Origin of the sequence: Pseudomonas sp. R9.37, assembly GCF_963878885.1 — a bacterium.
GTDB lineage: Bacteria > Pseudomonadota > Gammaproteobacteria > Pseudomonadales > Pseudomonadaceae > Aquipseudomonas.
Window position 1 is genome coordinate 691,820 of sequence record NZ_CAWNZA010000011.1, and the last position, 15,843, is coordinate 707,662.

The following is a 15,843-nucleotide window of genomic DNA, read 5'->3' on the forward strand; positions in this document are numbered from 1 at the left end:
AAAGCCCATGAAAAGCAATGTCTAGGATAAGCACAGCTTATGTATGAAGCTCTTGGCGACCTTTCCCTCGACCTGCTGCGCGCATTCGAGGCGGCGGCACGCCACCGCAGCTTTACCGCTGCCGCCGTGGAGCTGGGCACCACCCAGCCGGCCATCAGCCAGCAGATCAAACGCCTCGAAGAACAGCTTGGGCTGCGTTTGTTCGATCGCATCTACCGTGGCATCGAGCTGACCGACGCGGGTGCGCTGCTGTTTGAGCATGCGCAGGGCGGTTTGCAGGCCATCAACCAAGGCCTGAGCGCGATCACCCAGCAAGACCAGCATGAAGTGCTGCAAGTGGCCACCGACTTCGCCTTCGCCGCCTATTGGCTGATGCCGCGCCTGCACCGCTTTCACCAGGCCAACCCGCAGGTAGACGTGAGCCTGGTCACCAGCGAACGCAACCATGCGACTTTGCGCAGCGATATCGACGTGGCGGTGTTGTTTGGCGATGGCCGTTTCAAACAGGGCGACAGCCTCTGGCTGTTCAACGAGGAAGTGTTTCCGGTGTGCAGCCCGCAATGGCTCAAGGACCAGACCACGCCGCTGACCGTGCAGACGCTGCAGGACTGTCCGCTGCTGCACCTGCGCCAGGAAAACAATAGCCAGTGGTTCGACTGGAGCGGCGTGTTTCGCGAGCTGGGCATTACCACCGCGCCCACACCCGGCCAACTGCGCTTCGACAACTACACCCTGTTGATCCAGGCCGCGATTGCCGGCCAGGGCGTGGCCATTGGTTGGCGCCACTTGGTGGATAACCTGCTGGAGCAGAACTGGCTGTGTCGGCCGATCAGCGACACGGTGATCTCACGCTTCGGTTATTACGTGGTCCAGCCCCAGCGCAAACGCCGGGGGCAGTTGGTCGAACGCTTTGTCGACTGGCTGGTGGCCGAGCAAGCCCGCAGCGCACAGTCGCTGACCGGGCTGGCCCTGCCGTCGATTGCGGTCTAGGATCGGCGCATATTGGATCCGGATTTCGCCATGCAACGTATCAAGGGCTACCACGCTCATATCTACTTCGACGCCAGTACCATCGACCAGGCGCGCCAGCTCTGCGAGGACGCGGCCAAGCTGTTTCCGTTGCGCATGGGCCGCGTGCATGAACGCCCGGTGGGCCCGCACCCAGACTGGAGTTGCCAGCTGGCGTTCGAGCCGGAATACATCGGTGTGGTGTTGCCATGGCTGGCTTTGCATCGCGAGGGGCTGGTGGTGTTCCTGCACCCTGATACCGGCGATGACCTGAAGGATCACACCGACTACGCGATCTGGATGGGCGCGATGCGCGAGCTGGACCTGTCTATTTTTTAACCAGCGCGTATAAAAATCCCATCCCCTTGGGCAGAGGCGATGGGATTTTTTATGATTTAACCCACTATATGGGACTGTTATTTATATATTGAGATATCGCCAGTCATAGGTTTATATTCGCCCATCTGCTTTTTTCAGCACCCACTCATTTCAGGTGAAGCGATGCAGGCGCAATTGATCGCGCTCGACTGGGGGACCAGCTCCCTTCGTGCTTATAAACTCGGCCCGGCCGGCAAGGTGCTCGACCAGCGCGCACTGGCGTTCGGCATCATGCACCTGCCCAGCGAACCCCGGGACATTGCCGGTGTGCGTTGCAGCGATGGCTTCGAGTTGGCGTTTGACGCGGCCTGCGGCGACTGGCTCGACGCCCAGCCCGACTTGCCGGTGATCGCCTGCGGCATGGTCGGCAGTGCCCAGGGCTGGAGTGAAGCGGCGTATCGCAACACGCCGGTCGATGTCGCGAGCCTCGGCCAGGCGCTGCACAGCGTGCGCAGCCTGCGCGGGGTGACGGTGCATATCGTGCCCGGCGTGATCGAACAGGTGGGCTTGCCCAATGTGATGCGCGGCGAAGAAACCCAGGTGCTGGGCGTGCTGCAAGGCCTCGCGGCTGAGGTATTGATCGGCCTGCCGGGCAGCCATTCCAAATGGGTCGAGGTGGTGGATGGCTGCATCACGCACTTTGACACCTTCATGACCGGCGAACTGTTTGCCGTGCTGAGCCAGCACAGCATTCTCGGCCGTACGCAAAAAACCGCCGACCACTTCCAGGCCGAGGCCTTTGATCGCGGCGTGCAGGTGGCACTCTCCAACGACGGCCAGCGTGGCGTGCTCTCGACATTGTTCAGCGCCCGCACACTCGGGCTGACCGCCGAACTGGCTCCCGACCAGCAACCGGATTACCTGTCCGGCCTGCTGATCGGGCATGAACTCGCCGGCTTGCCGGCCCCTGCAAAACACAAGCCCATCGTCCTGGTCGGCACCGCAGCGCTCTGCGCCCGTTACCAGCGCGCCCTCGCCCTCTGCGGTTTCGCCCACGTCAGCCTGGCGCAAGCCGCCACCGAACGCGGCCTGTGGCAATTGGCCGTGGCGGCCGGGCTCACTCAACCGGCCCTGGAGGCCTGACATGCTCAAGCAAGCACTCGCACACAACGGTTTGATCGCAATCCTGCGCGGTGTACGGCCGGACGAAGCTGAAGCAATCGGCCAAGTGCTCTACCAGGCCGGCTTTCGCGTGATCGAAGTTCCGCTCAATTCGCCGGACCCTTACACCAGCATCCGCACGCTGCGCGACAGCCTGCCCGCCGATTGCCTGATCGGCGCGGGCACCGTGTTGACGCCCGAGCAGGTCGAGCACGTCAAAGCCGCCGGTGGCCAAGTGATCGTCATGCCCCACAGCGATGCCAAGGTGCTACGCGCCGCGAAAGCGGCGGGCTTGTACCTGTCGCCGGGTGTGGCCACGCCCACCGAAGCCTTCGCCGCGTTGGCCGAGGGCGCCGACGTGCTGAAGCTGTTCCCGGCCGAGCAAATGGGCCCGGCAGTGATCAAGGCGTGGCTGGCGGTATTGCCAGCCGGCACATTGCTGCTGCCGGTCGGCGGCGTGACCCCGGACAACATGCAGGTGTATTTCGACGCAGGCGCCAAGGGCTTCGGCCTGGGGTCCGGGTTGTTCAAGCCGGGCATGTCTGTGGGTCAAGTGGCGAGCAGTGCCCAGGCGTATGTCGCCGCCTGGAATGCGCTGAATTGATGCCCTGAAAAGAACACAAGTTTTGCGCCCTCGGCGCTGCATCGACAAGAGAGATAAAAAGATGAAAATCACCAAACTGACCACCTTCATCGTCCCGCCGCGCTGGTGCTTCCTAAAGGTCGAAACCGACCAGGGCGTGACCGGCTGGGGTGAACCTGTGGTCGAGGGCCGCGCGCACACTGTGGCGGCGGCTGTCGAAGAACTTTCCGACTACCTGATCGGCAAAGACCCACGCAATATCGAAGACATCTGGACGGTGCTCTATCGCGGCGGCTTCTACCGGGGCGGCGCCGTGCACATGAGCGCTCTCGCGGGTATCGACCAGGCGCTGTGGGACATTAAGGGCAAGGCGTTGGGCGTGTCGGTCAGCGATCTGTTGGGCGGCCAGGTGCGCGACAAGATTCGCGTGTATTCATGGATCGGCGGCGACCGCCCCGCCGATACCGCGCGTGCCGCCAAAGAGGCCGTGGCCCGTGGCTTCACTGCCGTGAAAATGAACGGCACCGAGGAGCTGCAGTTTGTCGACAGTTTCGAAAAAGTCGACCTGGCCCTGGCTAACGTTGCCGCCGTGCGCGATGCGGTGGGCCCGAACGTCGGCATTGGCGTCGACTTCCATGGTCGCGTGCACAAGCCCATGGCCAAGGTGCTGATGAAAGAACTCGACCCTTACAAACTGATGTTTATCGAAGAGCCGGTGCTCAGCGAAAACTACGAAGCGCTCAAAGAACTGGCGCCGCTGACCAGCACGCCGATTGCCTTGGGCGAGCGCCTGTTCTCGCGCTGGGACTTCAAGCGCGTGCTCAGCGAAGGTTACGTCGACATCATCCAGCCGGACGCCTCCCACGCCGGCGGCATCACCGAAACCCGCAAGATCGCCAACATGGCCGAAGCCTACGACGTGGCCCTGGCCCTGCACTGCCCGCTCGGCCCGATCGCCCTGGCGGCCTGCCTGCAATTGGACGCGGTTTGCTACAACGCGTTTATCCAGGAACAAAGCCTGGGCATCCACTACAACGAGAGCAACGACCTGCTCGACTATGTGCGTGACCCGGGCGTGTTCGACTATGACAAAGGCTTTGTGAAAATCCCCAACGGGCCAGGCCTGGGCATCGAGATCAACGAGGAATACGTGATCGAGCGCGCGGCTATCGGCCACCGCTGGCGCAACCCGATCTGGCGGCATGCCGACGGCAGCTTTGCCGAGTGGTAATCAACCCCTGACGAAATCGGACACAAAATGTGCGAGGGGGCTTGCCCCCGATGGCGGTGTATCAGTTGATGCATTCGGTGACTGGCACTCCTCATCGGGGGCAAGCCCCCTCCCACATCCCGGTTTACTCAGTAAGACCTGTCCTCAATAAACATAAGAAGAGGCAACCCCCCCATGCACCCTGAATCCTTCACCGGGCAGGCTTCTCTTGTCACGCCCAGCAGAAAGCGTTTCTTCATCATGGTGCTGCTGTTTATCACCGTGGTGATCAACTACCTCGACCGCAGCAACCTGTCGATTGCCGCCCCGGCGTTGACCAGCGAGCTGGGCATCGACCCGGTGCATGTCGGGCTGATCTTCTCGGCGTTCGGCTGGACCTACGCCGCCATGCAGATCCCCGGCGGCTGGCTGGTGGACCGTGTGCCGCCCCGCATTCTCTACACCGTGGCCTTGCTGCTGTGGTCGATTGCCACCGTGATGCTCGGTTTTGCCGCCAGCTTTATCGCGCTGTTTGTGCTGCGCATGGCGGTCGGCGCGCTGGAAGCGCCGGCCTATCCGATCAACAGTCGCGTGGTCACCACCTGGTTTCCCGAACGCGAGCGTGCCACGGCCATTGGCGTTTACACCTCTGGCCAGTTTGTCGGGCTGGCGTTTCTCACGCCGGTACTGGCCTGGCTGCAACACGCGTTCGGCTGGCACATGGTGTTTGTCGCCACCGGTGGCGTGGGCATTGTGTGGGCGCTGATCTGGTACGCGGTGTACCGCGAGCCGAAGGACTTCAAAGGCGCCAATGCGGCTGAAATCGAGCTGATCCGCGAAGGCGGCGGGCTGGTGGATATGCAGGCCAAGGCGGTCAAGGCGCCATTCAGTTGGGTCGATCTTGGGATCGTGCTGAGCAAGCGCAAACTGTGGGGCATCTACCTGGGGCAGTTCTGCCTGAACTCCACGTTGTGGTTTTTTCTGACGTGGTTCCCGACCTACCTGGTGAAATATCGCGGCATGGACTTCATCAAGTCGGGCTTGCTGGCGTCGCTGCCCTTTCTGGCGGCGTTTGTGGGTGTGCTGTGTTCGGGGCTGTTTTCTGACTGGCTGATTCGCCGAGGCACGTCGGTAGGCTTTGCGCGCAAGTTGCCGATTATTGGTGGGCTGTTGATTTCCACCGCGATCATTGGCGCCAACTATGTGGATTCGACGACGTGGGTGATTGCGTTTCTGGCGGTGGCGTTCTTTGGGAATGGCTTGGCGTCGATTACCTGGTCGCTGGTGTCGACCTTGGCGCCGGCGCGGCTGCTGGGGTTGACCGGTGGAGTGTTTAACTTCATCGGTAACTTGTCGGCGATTACTACGCCGATTGTGATTGGCTTTTTGGCCAGTGGTGATTCGTTTGCGCCGGCGATTACCTACATCGCGGTGCTGGCGTTGTTGGGCGCGCTGTCCTATGTGTTGCTTGTAGGCAAAGTCGAACGTATAGAACTGAAGGAATAGCCTGTCGCGAGCGGGCCTCCTGTGGCGAGCGGGGCTTGCTGTGGCGAGCGGGCTTGCCCCGCGTTGGGCTGCGCAGCAGCCCCATCAAGGCTGCTGCGGTTTTTCAGGGACACCGCGTTATCCGGTTCCGGGGGCGCTTCGCACTCCAACGCGGGGCAAGCCCGCTCACCACGCCAAGCTCCTTCGCCACGACAAGCCCGCTCACCACAGGTAGTGCGAGGGATTAGTTGAGTACGCCGTCCAGAATCTCGTAGACGATGCCCGTGCCGACAGCGATTAAGACCACGTCCGGGCCGGAACGGCGCCATTCATAACCCTGGTAAACCGGCAGGCGTGCCAGGGCGCGGTTGTCCAGACGTTCGCCGTAGTAGCCGCGTGGCAGTGGCTGGCCGCGGACCAGGCGTACATTCGGTGGCGGCGGTGCGCCACGGGCGAACTGGCCGTGGTTGTCGTGGATGATCTGCCGTACCGGGCCGAAGTCCTGAGGCGGGCCGCGACGGTTGTCCTGCGGGCCACGGTGGTCATCGCCACGTTGCTCGTGCTGGCCTTGCGGACCGCCACGGCCAGGGCCATTGTCATCGCCCCGTTGGTCGGGCGGCGCGGCCTGCACCAAGGCACTCGCGCCGAGCATCAGCACGCCGAGACCAGCGATCAAGCGTTTAGGCATTTTCATGGGGTGTTTCCTCAATACTGCACGAACAAAAAAGGGATTTCGAACCGGGTTCGAAATCCCTTGGTCTTGTCAGTTTAGGTACTGATTCGACAGTATGATTCCTCTGTATCAGGAACTTTACCTACTGCTACATGGCGTTTACTTACGGGCGTTGCGAACGCCTTCCGACAGCGCCGCGCACAAGGTCAGCACGCCATCAATTGCCTGCTGATCATTTTTGGCAGTGGCGATGTGATCGATCAACGCCGAACCCACCACCACACCGTCTGCCAGGCGCGCGATAGCGGCGGCCTGTTCCGGCGTGCGGATACCAAAGCCAATGCTGATCGGCAGATCGGTATGCCGACGCAGGCGAGTCACGGCTTCTTCAACGTGCTGCAGGGTGGCCGCACCGGCACCGGTCACACCGGCCACCGACACGTAGTACACAAAGCCGGAGCTGCCATTGAGCACGGTCGGCAGACGCACGTCATCGGTGGTCGGCGTGGTCAGGCGGATAAAGTCGATGCCTGCTGCCTGGGCCGGGTCGCACAGCTCGCCGTTATGCTCAGGCGGCATGTCGACCACGATCAGGCCGTCTACGCCGGCTTCCTTGGCGTCGCTGATGAACTGCGGCACGCCATATTTGTGGATCGGGTTGAAGTAGCCCATCAGCACCAGCGGCGTGTCGTTGTTGTCTTTGCGGAACTCGCGAACCATCTGCAGGGTTTTCGCCAGGTTCTGCTTGGCTTCCAGCGCGCGGATGTTGGCCAGCTGAATCGCCGGGCCGTCGGCCATCGGGTCGGTGAAGGGCATGCCCAGCTCGATCACGTCGGCACCAGCTGCCGGCAGGCCTTTGAGGATCGCCAGCGAGGTGTCATAACCCGGGTCGCCGGCAGTGACGAAAGTCACCAGGGCGGCGCGATTTTGTTCTTTGAGTTGCGCAAAACGTGTTTGCAGGCGGCTCATCAGTGTTTCTCCTGCTTCGACTGTTCCATATGGTGCATCACGGTTTGCATGTCTTTGTCGCCACGGCCAGAAAGGTTGAGCACCATCAGGTGATCTTTCGGCAGGTTCGGTGCGCGTTTGAACACTTCGGCCAGGGCGTGTGCGCTTTCCAGTGCAGGAATAATCCCTTCCAGGCGGCAGCATTTGTGGAACGCCTCGAGGGCTTCGTCGTCGGTCACCGAGGTGTACTGGACGCGGCCGATATCATGCAACCAGGCGTGTTCAGGGCCGATGCCCGGGTAGTCGAGGCCGGCGGAAATCGAGTGGGCGTCAATGATCTGGCCGTCGTCATCCTGCAGCAGGAAGGTGCGGTTGCCGTGCAGCACGCCAGGTACGCCACCGTTTAGGCTGGCGGCGTGCTTGCCGGTTTCGATGCCGTGGCCGGCCGCTTCAACGCCGATGATCTCGACGCTGGTGTCATCCAGGAACGGGTGGAACAGGCCCATGGCATTGGAACCGCCGCCGATGCACGCCACCAGGCTGTCCGGCAGGCGGCCTTCCTGGGCTTGCAGTTGGTCGCGGGTTTCTTTGCCGATCACGGCCTGGAAGTCGCGCACCATCGCCGGGTAGGGGTGTGGGCCGGCTACGGTGCCGATCAGGTAGAAGGTATCGTCGACGTTGGTTACCCAGTCACGCAGGGCTTCGTTCATCGCGTCTTTGAGGGTGCCGGTGCCGGCGACCACCGGGATCACTTCGGCGCCCAGCAGCTTCATGCGGAACACGTTGGCCTGCTGGCGCTCGATGTCGGTGGTGCCCATGTAGATCACGCAGTCGAGGCCAAAGCGCGCGGCCACGGTGGCGGTGGCCACGCCGTGCATGCCGGCGCCGGTCTCGGCGATGATGCGTTTCTTGCCCATGCGCCGCGCCAGCAGGATCTGGCCGATGCAATTGTTGATCTTGTGCGCGCCGGTGTGGTTGAGCTCTTCGCGCTTGAGGTAAATCTTGGCGCCGCCGCAGAATTCAGTCAGACGCTCAGCGAAATACAGCGGGCTTGGACGTCCGACGTAGTCGCGCTGGAAGTAGGCCAACTCTTCGTTGAATGCCGGATCGATCTTGGCCGCTTCGTATTCGCGGGCCAGGTCGAGGATCAACGGCATCAGGGTTTCAGCGACGTAGCGGCCGCCGAACGCGCCAAACAAGCCGTTGGCGTCTGGGCCGTTGCGTAGATCGGTCTGGGACTGAGTCATGGGGCGCTCCAGTAAAGAATGTGAGGAGAGGCAATGAGCGCCACTCTACCCCTGACGCGCTACGCTGAAAACCGATAAGATCGCCGCAACCTGTCAGGAAAACTCACAGATGAGCCGAGACCTTCCACCCCTCAATGCCTTGCGTGCATTTGAAGCCACAGCCCGGCTCAACAGCGTAAGCCAGGCTGCCGAGCAACTCCATGTGACCCACGGCGCCGTCAGCCGCCAGTTGAAGGTGCTGGAGGAGCATTTGGGTGTCAGCCTGTTCGCCAAGGATGGACGCGGCCTTAAACTCACAGATGCCGGTGTTCGGCTACGCGATGCCAGCGCAGAGGCGTTCGAACGTTTGAGGGATGTCTGCGCCGAGCTGACCCAGGCCAGCGTCGACGCGCCGTTCGTGCTGGGCTGTTCGGGCAGTTTGTTGGCGCGTTGGTTGATCCCGCGCCTGGGCCGCTTGAACGCCGACCTGCCGGACTTGCGCTTGCACCTGTCAGCAGGTGACGGCGATCTCGACCCCAGGCGTCCCGGCCTCGACGCCCTGCTGGTGTTCGCTGAGCCGCCGTGGCCGGCGGACATGCAGGTGTACGAGTTGGCCAGTGAGCGCATCGGCCCGGTGATGAGCCCGCGCTTCGCCGGTTACGAGCGTTTGCGCCAAGCCCCGGCGCAAGCCCTGTGCGGCGAAGCCTTGTTGCACACCACCTCGCGCCCGCAAGCCTGGCCCAGTTGGGCGCAGCAATACGGCATCGCACCCGGCGCGTTGAAACACGGCCAGGGGTTTGAGCATTTGTATTATTTACTGGAGGCGGCGGTGGCAGGGCTTGGGGTGGCAATTGCGCCAGAACCGCTGGTGGCAGAGGACCTGCGTGCGGGTCGCCTGGTGGCGCCGTGGGGTTTCAGCGAAACGCCGGCGCACCTGGCGCTGTGGCTACCCAAGCGCGCCGCAGACGGGCGCGCGGGTCAACTGGCGCAGTGGCTCAAGGCAGAGCTGTTGCGCCAGCCGGTGTAGCCGGTATTTCAGTCGCCGCGTTTGCACAGCAGGTAAGCCGCCAGCAGACCCAGCGCGCCAACGGCGACGCCGGCGGTAGTCCATGGGTGCTCTTGTGCGTAGTCCCGGGTTGCAACACCGGTTTCGCGGATTTTGACTTTGCTTTCTTCGTAGGCATCGCTGATCAGATGACGGGAGTGCTTGAGGGCATTCTCGGCATTGCTTTTCAGGGCCTTCAGCGTTTTGCGCGACTCGTCGGACGCATCGTCCTTAAGGCTCTCAAGGGACTTGAGAAGGCTCGAAATCTCGGCTTCCATGCTTTCCAGCGACGCTTTGCGTAAAGAAGTGTTGGCCATGTGGACTCTCCTGAAGTGATTGAGTGGCATGTGTAGATACCGACTCCAGCGTTTTCAGAAAGTGCAGTAAATCTGAACTTTTGAGTGGGAATAGTCGCCAGAAGCAGTACGAACATTGACTGCTACGCTCACTAAAGACCTCAGGAGAAACGCCATGTCTGATCATCACACGTACAAGAAAGTCGAATTGGTGGGTTCGTCGGCGACCAGCATCGAAGACGCCATCAACAATGCCCTCGCCGAAGCGAACAAAAGCATCAAGCACCTGGAATGGTTCGAAGTGACTGAAACCCGTGGGCACATCAAGGACGGCAAGGCCGCGCACTTCCAGGTCACGCTCAAGGTGGGATTCCGAATCGCCAGTAGTTGATCACGTCGGTTGAACTTTGCCGACTGGCCGATTGCCATAACCTGCGCTACAACCAATGGGTGCCGATGCGAAAGCGTCGGCACGCTCTTTTCGATCAGCGCAAGGAAAGTAACGGATGAAGAAGTTCCTGTTAGCGGTAGGTTTGTTGAGCATTGCGGGCACAGCCCTGGCGGCGGGCAAGCCTTGTGAAGAGCTGAAAGGCGAAATCGCAGCGAAAATCGACGCCAAGGGCGCCTCGGGTTACTCGCTGGAGGTGGTAGACAAAGGCGCGGCACCCAGCGACCACAAAGTCGTCGGTAGCTGCGAAGCCGGCACCAAGGAAATCGTCTACAAGCGCGGTTAACCCCTTGCTCCAGACATAAAAAACGACGCACAGGTGCGTCGTTTTTTTTTGCCTGCCGATGTTAGCCCTTCATCAACTGCGCCAGCAGCTCGTAGGAATGAATCCGGTCGGCATGCTCGTACAGGTCGCAGGTAAAGATCAGCTCATCGGCACCGGTCTGCTCAACCAGCACGTCCAGTTTCGCGCGGATCTTCGCCGGGCTGCCGACCATCGCCAGGCCGAGGAAGCTGCCGACCGCGTCTTTTTCATGGGGCAGCCACAGGCCGTCCATGGTCTTGACCGGCGGACGTTGCACCAGGCTTTGCCCGCGCATCAGCGCGAGGATGCGCTGGTACACCGAGGTGGCCAGGTAATCGGCCTGCTCGTCGGTATCGGCGGCCACCAGCGGGATGCCCAGCATCACGTAGGGCTTGTCCAATACGGCTGAAGGCTTGAAGTGATTGCGGTACACGCGAATAGCTTCATGCATCAGGCGTGGTGCGAAATGCGAGGCGAACGCGTAGGGCAAACCGCGCTCACCGGCCAATTGCGCGCTGAACAAACTGGAGCCAAGCAACCACACGGGCACGTTGGTTCCGGTGCCCGGCACGGCAATAACCCGTTGATCCGGCGTGCGAGGGCCCAGATAAGCCATCAGCTCGGCCACATCATCAGGGAAGTCGTCGGCGCTGCCCGAGCGTTCGCGGCGCAGGGCGCGGGCGGTCATCTGATCAGAACCCGGCGCGCGGCCCAGGCCCAGGTCGATCCGGCCCGGATACAGGCTTTCCAGGGTGCCGAACTGCTCAGCGATCACCAACGGTGCATGGTTGGGCAGCATTACGCCGCCGGAGCCGACACGGATGGTCGAGGTGCCACCGGCCAGGTAGCCGAGCAATACCGAGGTGGCAGAGCTGGCGATGCCATCCATGTTGTGGTGTTCGGCGACCCAGAAACGGTTGTAGCCAAACTTTTCCACGTGCTGGGCCAGGTCCAGGGAATTGCGCAACGACTGCGCCGGGCTGCCGTTGGCGCGCACGGGCACCAGGTCCAGGGTCGAGAATTTCACGTCGGACAGCGATTTCATAAGCCTGCTTCTCCAATAGGTGCGCAGGCTTATAGACGAACCAAAACCTGCCGCTTCATGTGCATGTTCTATGCAATGAGGGCATATACCCGAGATTCAATAGCAGGTGGGGAAATTTCCTACTGGAATGCTAGGTTTCTCCGACAAGATGAACTTTGCCAGAGCTTCTATCCTCAGAACCTTACTGAAGCAAAACCACCGTTCGAGGAGACCGCTATGAGTATCGTTAAAAAAGCATCCGCGCATTGGGAAGGTGATCTGAAGACAGGCCTGGGTTCCATTTCCACTGAAACCGGCGTACTGCGTGAAGCGCCCTACGGCTTCAAGGCCCGTTTCGAAGGCGGCAAGGGCACAAACCCTGAGGAACTGATTGGTGCGGCGCACGCCGGCTGCTTCTCCATGGCGTTTTCGATGATTCTGGGCGACGCCGGCCTCAAGGCTGACAGCATCGACACCCAGGCTGAAGTGACGCTGGACCAGGTCGACGGTGGCTTTGCAATTACTGCCGTGCATTTGGTGTTGAAAGCCAAGATCCCGGGCGCAAGCCAGGCGCAGTTCGACGAACTGAGCAAGAAGGCGAAGGAAGGCTGCCCGGTGTCCAAGGTGCTGAATGCCAAGATCAGCCTGGATGCGACGCTCGTCAGCTAATGCGGTCTGCGTAACCGCGTAGATCCAGTGTGGGAGTGGGTGTGTGTGGGAGCCGGGCTTGCCCGCGATAGGTACACCTCGGTTTTGCAGTTGCACCGAGGCGCTGCCATCGCAGGCAAGCCAGTTTCTCACACACGCCCACTCCCACATTTAGTTCTGCTTTAAATCAGAACTCGTGTTTCCCCTATGTGGTCCTATAGCCTATGCAGCTAGGTGCACACTCGTGCGCATGCATTCAGGGAGCTTCACACATGAAACGTTTTGCCTTGGCGATCATCTGCGGTGTTTTGGCCACTTCGGCCGTGGCCGCTCCAAAAGATTGTGAAGAGCTTAGAAAAGAGATCGAGGTCAAGATCCAGGCTAACGCCGTGCCGTCCTACACCTTGGAAATCGTCAGCAAGGAAGAAGCTGACAAGCATGACAGCGCCATGGTCGTCGGCAGCTGTGAAAACGGCACCAAAGCCATCGTGTATCAGAAGAACAACGACTGATCAGATGCAATTCACGCTGCGTTCCTGCGCCAGCAACTGACGCGCTGAGTTATACAGCCGAATGTTGGGCGTGAAGGCCAGCGAGCGCCCTTCCAGCACATAGCGCTGGCCTGCCTGGAAATTGTCGTACTGCAGGGTCATGAAACAGGTGCGGTCGTGCGTCTGGTCCAGCCCGCCAAAGCCTGTACCCGTGTTCACTTCGAAATCAAAGCGCACCATCAGCTCGTGGCTGCCGGGTGGCACTTGGAAAAAACGCCCGTCATTCAGATTCTTGCCGTCCAGGCGCTGGGCCATCACCAGTTTGGCGCCGGGTGTCGGGGTGGCGAAGTCGACCCAGGCTTGGTGCGGATCCACCGGGGGAATCGGCGTAGAAGCACAGGCGCTGAGAAACAGGACGGTGACAGGTAACAGGAGCTGGCGCATGGCAGGCACTCAACGATAGGAAGGAATTGAGCCCGGCGCCGATGGCAGCAGACTCCTCTTGAGTATAAACACGCTACGCCATGGAAAAATTCCGTGCAGGCAGGATAGGCTGGCGAGCAAATTACCCAGGAGCAGTCGGAGCATGTTGAGGCGTTTTCTTCCAGGGTTGATGGTGGTGCTGCTCAGCGGCTGCTCGAGTGTCAGTTATTACAGCCAGCTCGCCAGCGGCCAATGGCAATTGCTGCGGGCCCGTGAGCCGGTTGCCGAGGTGATTGCCGACCCTTCTCGCCCACAGGTATTGCGTGAGCACTTGGTGCAGTCGCAAAAAGCCCGCACGTTCGCCAGTGAGCTCCTGCACTTGCCCGACAACCAGAGTTACAGGTTGTACGCGGACATTGGCCGGCCTTACGTAGTCTGGAATGTATTCGCTACGACGGAATTTTCCCTCTCTCCCGAAACCCATTGCTTCCCGATTGCCGGATGCGTCGCCTATCGCGGTTATTACAACCAGGGCGCGGCGCGCGGTGAGGCGGCGTTGCTGCAGCAACGAGGCATGGACGTGTCGATTGGTGGCGTCGAGGCCTATTCCACCTTGGGCTGGTTCAACGACCCGATCATGAATTCGATGATGAACTGGGGCGATGAGCGTCTGGCCACACTGATTTTTCATGAGCTGGCGCACCAGCGTTTTTATGTGAAGGACGACACCGAGTTCAACGAGTCGTATGCCAACTTCGTCGAGCAGGAAGGCACGCGTCAATGGCGTGCGGCGCTGGGCTTGGCGCCTCTGAGCGATGCAGCGTTGCAGCAGCGTGATCAATTTATCCGATTGGTGCTGGATACCCGTAAACGCCTCGAAAAGCTCTACGCACAGCCCTTGGCAGTTGATGTGATGCGACAGGCCAAAGCGGCGGAGTTCGAGCGTTTGCGCAGCGATTACCGGCAAATGCGCGATAGCCAGTGGGGAGGTGATAAACGTTACGACGTGTGGATCAACCAACCGATGAACAACGCGCGGTTGCTGCCGTTTGGGCTGTATGACCAATGGGTGCCGGCGTTTGCGGCGTTGTTTGCGCAGGAAGGCGGGGACTGGGTGAAGTTCTATGCAGCGGTGGAGAAGCTGGGTGGGTTGCCGGTGGAGCAGCGTAAGGCGGCGTTGCGGCAGTTGGTGGGTGGTGGCCACTAGGGCCTCTTCGCGAGCAAGCCCGCGCCCACATTCGACCGCATGCTCATGTTGAAACTCGGTCAGTGTGGGAGCGGGCTTGCTCGCGAAAGCGGTATCAAGCGCGCTGCAAAAACGCCTGATGCATCTCATCCAGCGTCTCAAAATGCCAAGTCGGCGCCTCAGCGCTCAACTCTTCAAAACTGCCAAACCCATACCCCACCGCCGCCGAGTCAAGCCCATTGCTGCGCGCGCCGATCAGGTCATGCTTGCGATCCCCAATCATCAACGTGGTCGCCGGGTCCAGGCGCTCTTCATTCATCAAGTGTGCAATCAACTCAACTTTGTTGGTGCGCGTGCCGTCCAGCTCGCTGCCGTAGATCACCTTGAAGTGCTTGGCAAAATCGAAGTGCCGGGCAATCTCGCGGGCGAATACCCAAGGCTTGGACGTGGCCACATACAGCTGGCGGCCCTGGCCATTGAGCGCTTCGAGCAGCGGCATCACGCCGTCGAACACGCGGTTTTCATACAGCCCGGTAACCTTGAAGCGCTCGCGATAGAAATTCACCGCCTCCCACGCCTTGGCCTCGTCAAAACCGTAGAACTGCATGAAGGCTTGCAGCAATGGCGGGCCGATGAAGTGTTCCAGCTGGGTCAGGTCCGGTTCGTCGATGCCGAGTTTGGCGAGGGCGTACTGGATCGAACGGGTGATGCCCTCACGCGGGTCGGTCAGGGTGCCATCCAGGTCGAACAGGACGGTTTGGTAACGCTGGGTCATTGATCGAATCCTTCAGCCAGGTGCAGGTCTTTGAGCTTCACGTAGTTCGCCGCGCTGTAGGTGAAAAAGGCGCGTTCCTTGTCAGTCAGCGCGCGGACTTGTTTTACCGGACTGCCCACGTACAAAAAACCGCTGTCGAGCTTCTTGCCCGGCGGCACCAGGCTGCCGGCGCCGATGATCACGTCGTCCTCCACCACGGCGCCGTCCATCACGATGCTGCCCATGCCGATCAGGATGCGGTTGCCCACCGTGCAGCCATGCAGCATGACCTTGTGGGCGATGGTTACGTCATCGCCGATCAGCAGGGGGAAGCCGTCCGGGTTGAATGGCCCGGCATGAGTGATGTGCAACACGCAGCCGTCCTGCACGCTGGTGCGTGCACCGATACGGATGCGGTGCATGTCGCCGCGAATCACCGTCAGCGGCCAGACCGAGCTGTCGGCGCCGATTTCGACATCGCCGATCACCACCGCCGAAATATCGACAAAAGCCCCGGCGCCCAGGGTTGGCGTGTGGTTCTGATAGGTGCGAAGGGTCACGATAGCCTCTCTCTCTTCTGCTGATAGCTGCGGTGGGTGTTGATTGTAATTA

20 protein-coding genes are annotated in these 15,843 nt (G+C 60.9%); 12 read left to right on the forward strand and 8 right to left on the reverse strand.

Going from position 1 to position 15,843, the window contains the following annotated elements:
• Positions 1 to 39 precede the first annotated feature (39 nt).
• The 6 genes from AACU78_RS09800 (at position 40) to AACU78_RS09825 (ending at position 5,786) form a co-directional block, all read left to right on the forward strand.
• Complete coding sequence (locus tag AACU78_RS09800; RefSeq protein WP_106575994.1) at positions 40 to 990, forward strand: choline sulfate utilization transcriptional regulator; 951 nt, start codon at positions 40 to 42, stop codon at positions 988 to 990.
• Between the two features lie 30 nt (positions 991 to 1,020).
• On the forward strand, positions 1,021 to 1,347 hold the full coding sequence (locus AACU78_RS09805; RefSeq protein WP_106575995.1) for a DOPA 4,5-dioxygenase family protein: 327 nt from the start codon (positions 1,021 to 1,023) through the stop codon (positions 1,345 to 1,347).
• Between the two features lie 162 nt (positions 1,348 to 1,509).
• Positions 1,510 to 2,469, forward strand: coding sequence for a 2-dehydro-3-deoxygalactonokinase (locus AACU78_RS09810; RefSeq protein WP_106575996.1), 960 nt, complete (start codon positions 1,510 to 1,512; stop codon positions 2,467 to 2,469).
• 1 nt (position 2,470) lies between these two features.
• Positions 2,471 to 3,091 carry a 2-dehydro-3-deoxy-6-phosphogalactonate aldolase gene (locus AACU78_RS09815; protein WP_106575997.1) on the forward strand — a complete coding sequence of 207 codons (621 nt, stop codon included), beginning with the start codon at positions 2,471 to 2,473 and terminating at the stop codon, positions 3,089 to 3,091.
• Between the two features lie 61 nt (positions 3,092 to 3,152).
• Complete coding sequence (gene dgoD, locus AACU78_RS09820) at positions 3,153 to 4,301, forward strand: galactonate dehydratase (RefSeq protein ID WP_017137927.1); 1,149 nt, start codon at positions 3,153 to 3,155, stop codon at positions 4,299 to 4,301.
• Positions 4,302 to 4,475: 174 nt separating this feature from the next.
• A complete protein-coding gene (locus AACU78_RS09825) occupies positions 4,476 to 5,786 on the forward strand; it encodes an MFS transporter (RefSeq protein ID WP_106575998.1) in 1,311 nt (436 codons plus the stop codon).
• A 223-nt stretch (positions 5,787 to 6,009) separates the two neighbouring features.
• On the opposite strand, the gene AACU78_RS09830 is transcribed toward AACU78_RS09825, so the two are convergent.
• From AACU78_RS09830 to trpB, 3 genes are all read right to left on the reverse strand, one after another.
• On the reverse strand, positions 6,010 to 6,459 hold the full coding sequence (locus tag AACU78_RS09830; RefSeq protein ID WP_106575999.1) for an anti-virulence regulator CigR family protein: 450 nt from the start codon (positions 6,457 to 6,459) through the stop codon (positions 6,010 to 6,012).
• Positions 6,460 to 6,597: 138 nt separating this feature from the next.
• Complete coding sequence (gene trpA / locus AACU78_RS09835) at positions 6,598 to 7,407, reverse strand: tryptophan synthase subunit alpha (protein ID WP_106576000.1); 810 nt, start codon at positions 7,405 to 7,407, stop codon at positions 6,598 to 6,600.
• Positions 7,407 to 8,633 (reverse strand): tryptophan synthase subunit beta, encoded by a 1,227-nt coding sequence (trpB, locus tag AACU78_RS09840; protein WP_106576001.1) that lies wholly within the window; start codon positions 8,631 to 8,633, stop codon positions 7,407 to 7,409. Before trpB ends, trpA begins: the two co-directional genes overlap by 1 nt.
• A gap of 109 nt (positions 8,634 to 8,742) precedes the next feature.
• Here trpB and AACU78_RS09845 point away from each other — a divergent pair, with 109 nt between their 5' ends.
• Positions 8,743 to 9,639, forward strand: a complete 897-nt coding sequence (locus AACU78_RS09845) for a LysR family transcriptional regulator (RefSeq protein ID WP_106576002.1) — start codon at positions 8,743 to 8,745, stop codon at positions 9,637 to 9,639.
• 8 nt (positions 9,640 to 9,647) lie between these two features.
• On the opposite strand, the gene AACU78_RS09850 is transcribed toward AACU78_RS09845, so the two are convergent.
• Positions 9,648 to 9,974, reverse strand: coding sequence for a DUF883 family protein (locus tag AACU78_RS09850; protein ID WP_003170746.1), 327 nt, complete (start codon positions 9,972 to 9,974; stop codon positions 9,648 to 9,650).
• 154 nt (positions 9,975 to 10,128) lie between these two features.
• Here AACU78_RS09850 and AACU78_RS09855 point away from each other — a divergent pair, with 154 nt between their 5' ends.
• Both AACU78_RS09855 and AACU78_RS09860 read left to right on the forward strand, forming a co-directional pair.
• On the forward strand, positions 10,129 to 10,344 hold the full coding sequence (locus tag AACU78_RS09855; protein WP_003187305.1) for a dodecin: 216 nt from the start codon (positions 10,129 to 10,131) through the stop codon (positions 10,342 to 10,344).
• Positions 10,345 to 10,459: 115 nt separating this feature from the next.
• Entirely contained in the window at positions 10,460 to 10,687 is a 228-nt protein-coding gene (locus AACU78_RS09860; RefSeq protein ID WP_106576003.1) for a DUF1161 domain-containing protein, read from the forward strand.
• Positions 10,688 to 10,748: 61 nt separating this feature from the next.
• On the opposite strand, the gene AACU78_RS09865 is transcribed toward AACU78_RS09860, so the two are convergent.
• Positions 10,749 to 11,750 (reverse strand): LLM class flavin-dependent oxidoreductase, encoded by a 1,002-nt coding sequence (locus tag AACU78_RS09865; RefSeq protein ID WP_106576004.1) that lies wholly within the window; start codon positions 11,748 to 11,750, stop codon positions 10,749 to 10,751.
• Between the two features lie 216 nt (positions 11,751 to 11,966).
• Here AACU78_RS09865 and AACU78_RS09870 point away from each other — a divergent pair, with 216 nt between their 5' ends.
• Positions 11,967 to 12,398 carry an OsmC family protein gene (locus AACU78_RS09870; protein WP_027608131.1) on the forward strand — a complete coding sequence of 144 codons (432 nt, stop codon included), beginning with the start codon at positions 11,967 to 11,969 and terminating at the stop codon, positions 12,396 to 12,398.
• A gap of 251 nt (positions 12,399 to 12,649) precedes the next feature.
• Complete coding sequence (locus AACU78_RS09875; protein WP_010207769.1) at positions 12,650 to 12,889, forward strand: DUF1161 domain-containing protein; 240 nt, start codon at positions 12,650 to 12,652, stop codon at positions 12,887 to 12,889.
• On the opposite strand, the gene AACU78_RS09880 is transcribed toward AACU78_RS09875, so the two are convergent.
• A complete protein-coding gene (locus AACU78_RS09880) occupies positions 12,890 to 13,312 on the reverse strand; it encodes a PA0061/PA0062 family lipoprotein (RefSeq protein WP_106576005.1) in 423 nt (140 codons plus the stop codon). It lies immediately after the preceding gene.
• A 142-nt stretch (positions 13,313 to 13,454) separates the two neighbouring features.
• Between AACU78_RS09880 and AACU78_RS09885 the strand changes: the two genes are divergently transcribed.
• Positions 13,455 to 14,498, forward strand: a complete 1,044-nt coding sequence (locus tag AACU78_RS09885; protein ID WP_106576006.1) for an aminopeptidase — start codon at positions 13,455 to 13,457, stop codon at positions 14,496 to 14,498.
• A 94-nt stretch (positions 14,499 to 14,592) separates the two neighbouring features.
• On the opposite strand, the gene AACU78_RS09890 is transcribed toward AACU78_RS09885, so the two are convergent.
• Complete coding sequence (locus AACU78_RS09890) at positions 14,593 to 15,252, reverse strand: HAD family hydrolase (RefSeq protein ID WP_106576007.1); 660 nt, start codon at positions 15,250 to 15,252, stop codon at positions 14,593 to 14,595.
• Positions 15,249 to 15,791 carry a gamma carbonic anhydrase family protein gene (locus AACU78_RS09895; RefSeq protein ID WP_106576008.1) on the reverse strand — a complete coding sequence of 181 codons (543 nt, stop codon included), beginning with the start codon at positions 15,789 to 15,791 and terminating at the stop codon, positions 15,249 to 15,251. The genes AACU78_RS09890 and AACU78_RS09895 overlap by 4 nt, the downstream gene beginning before the upstream one ends.
• Positions 15,792 to 15,843: the final 52 nt, after the last annotated feature.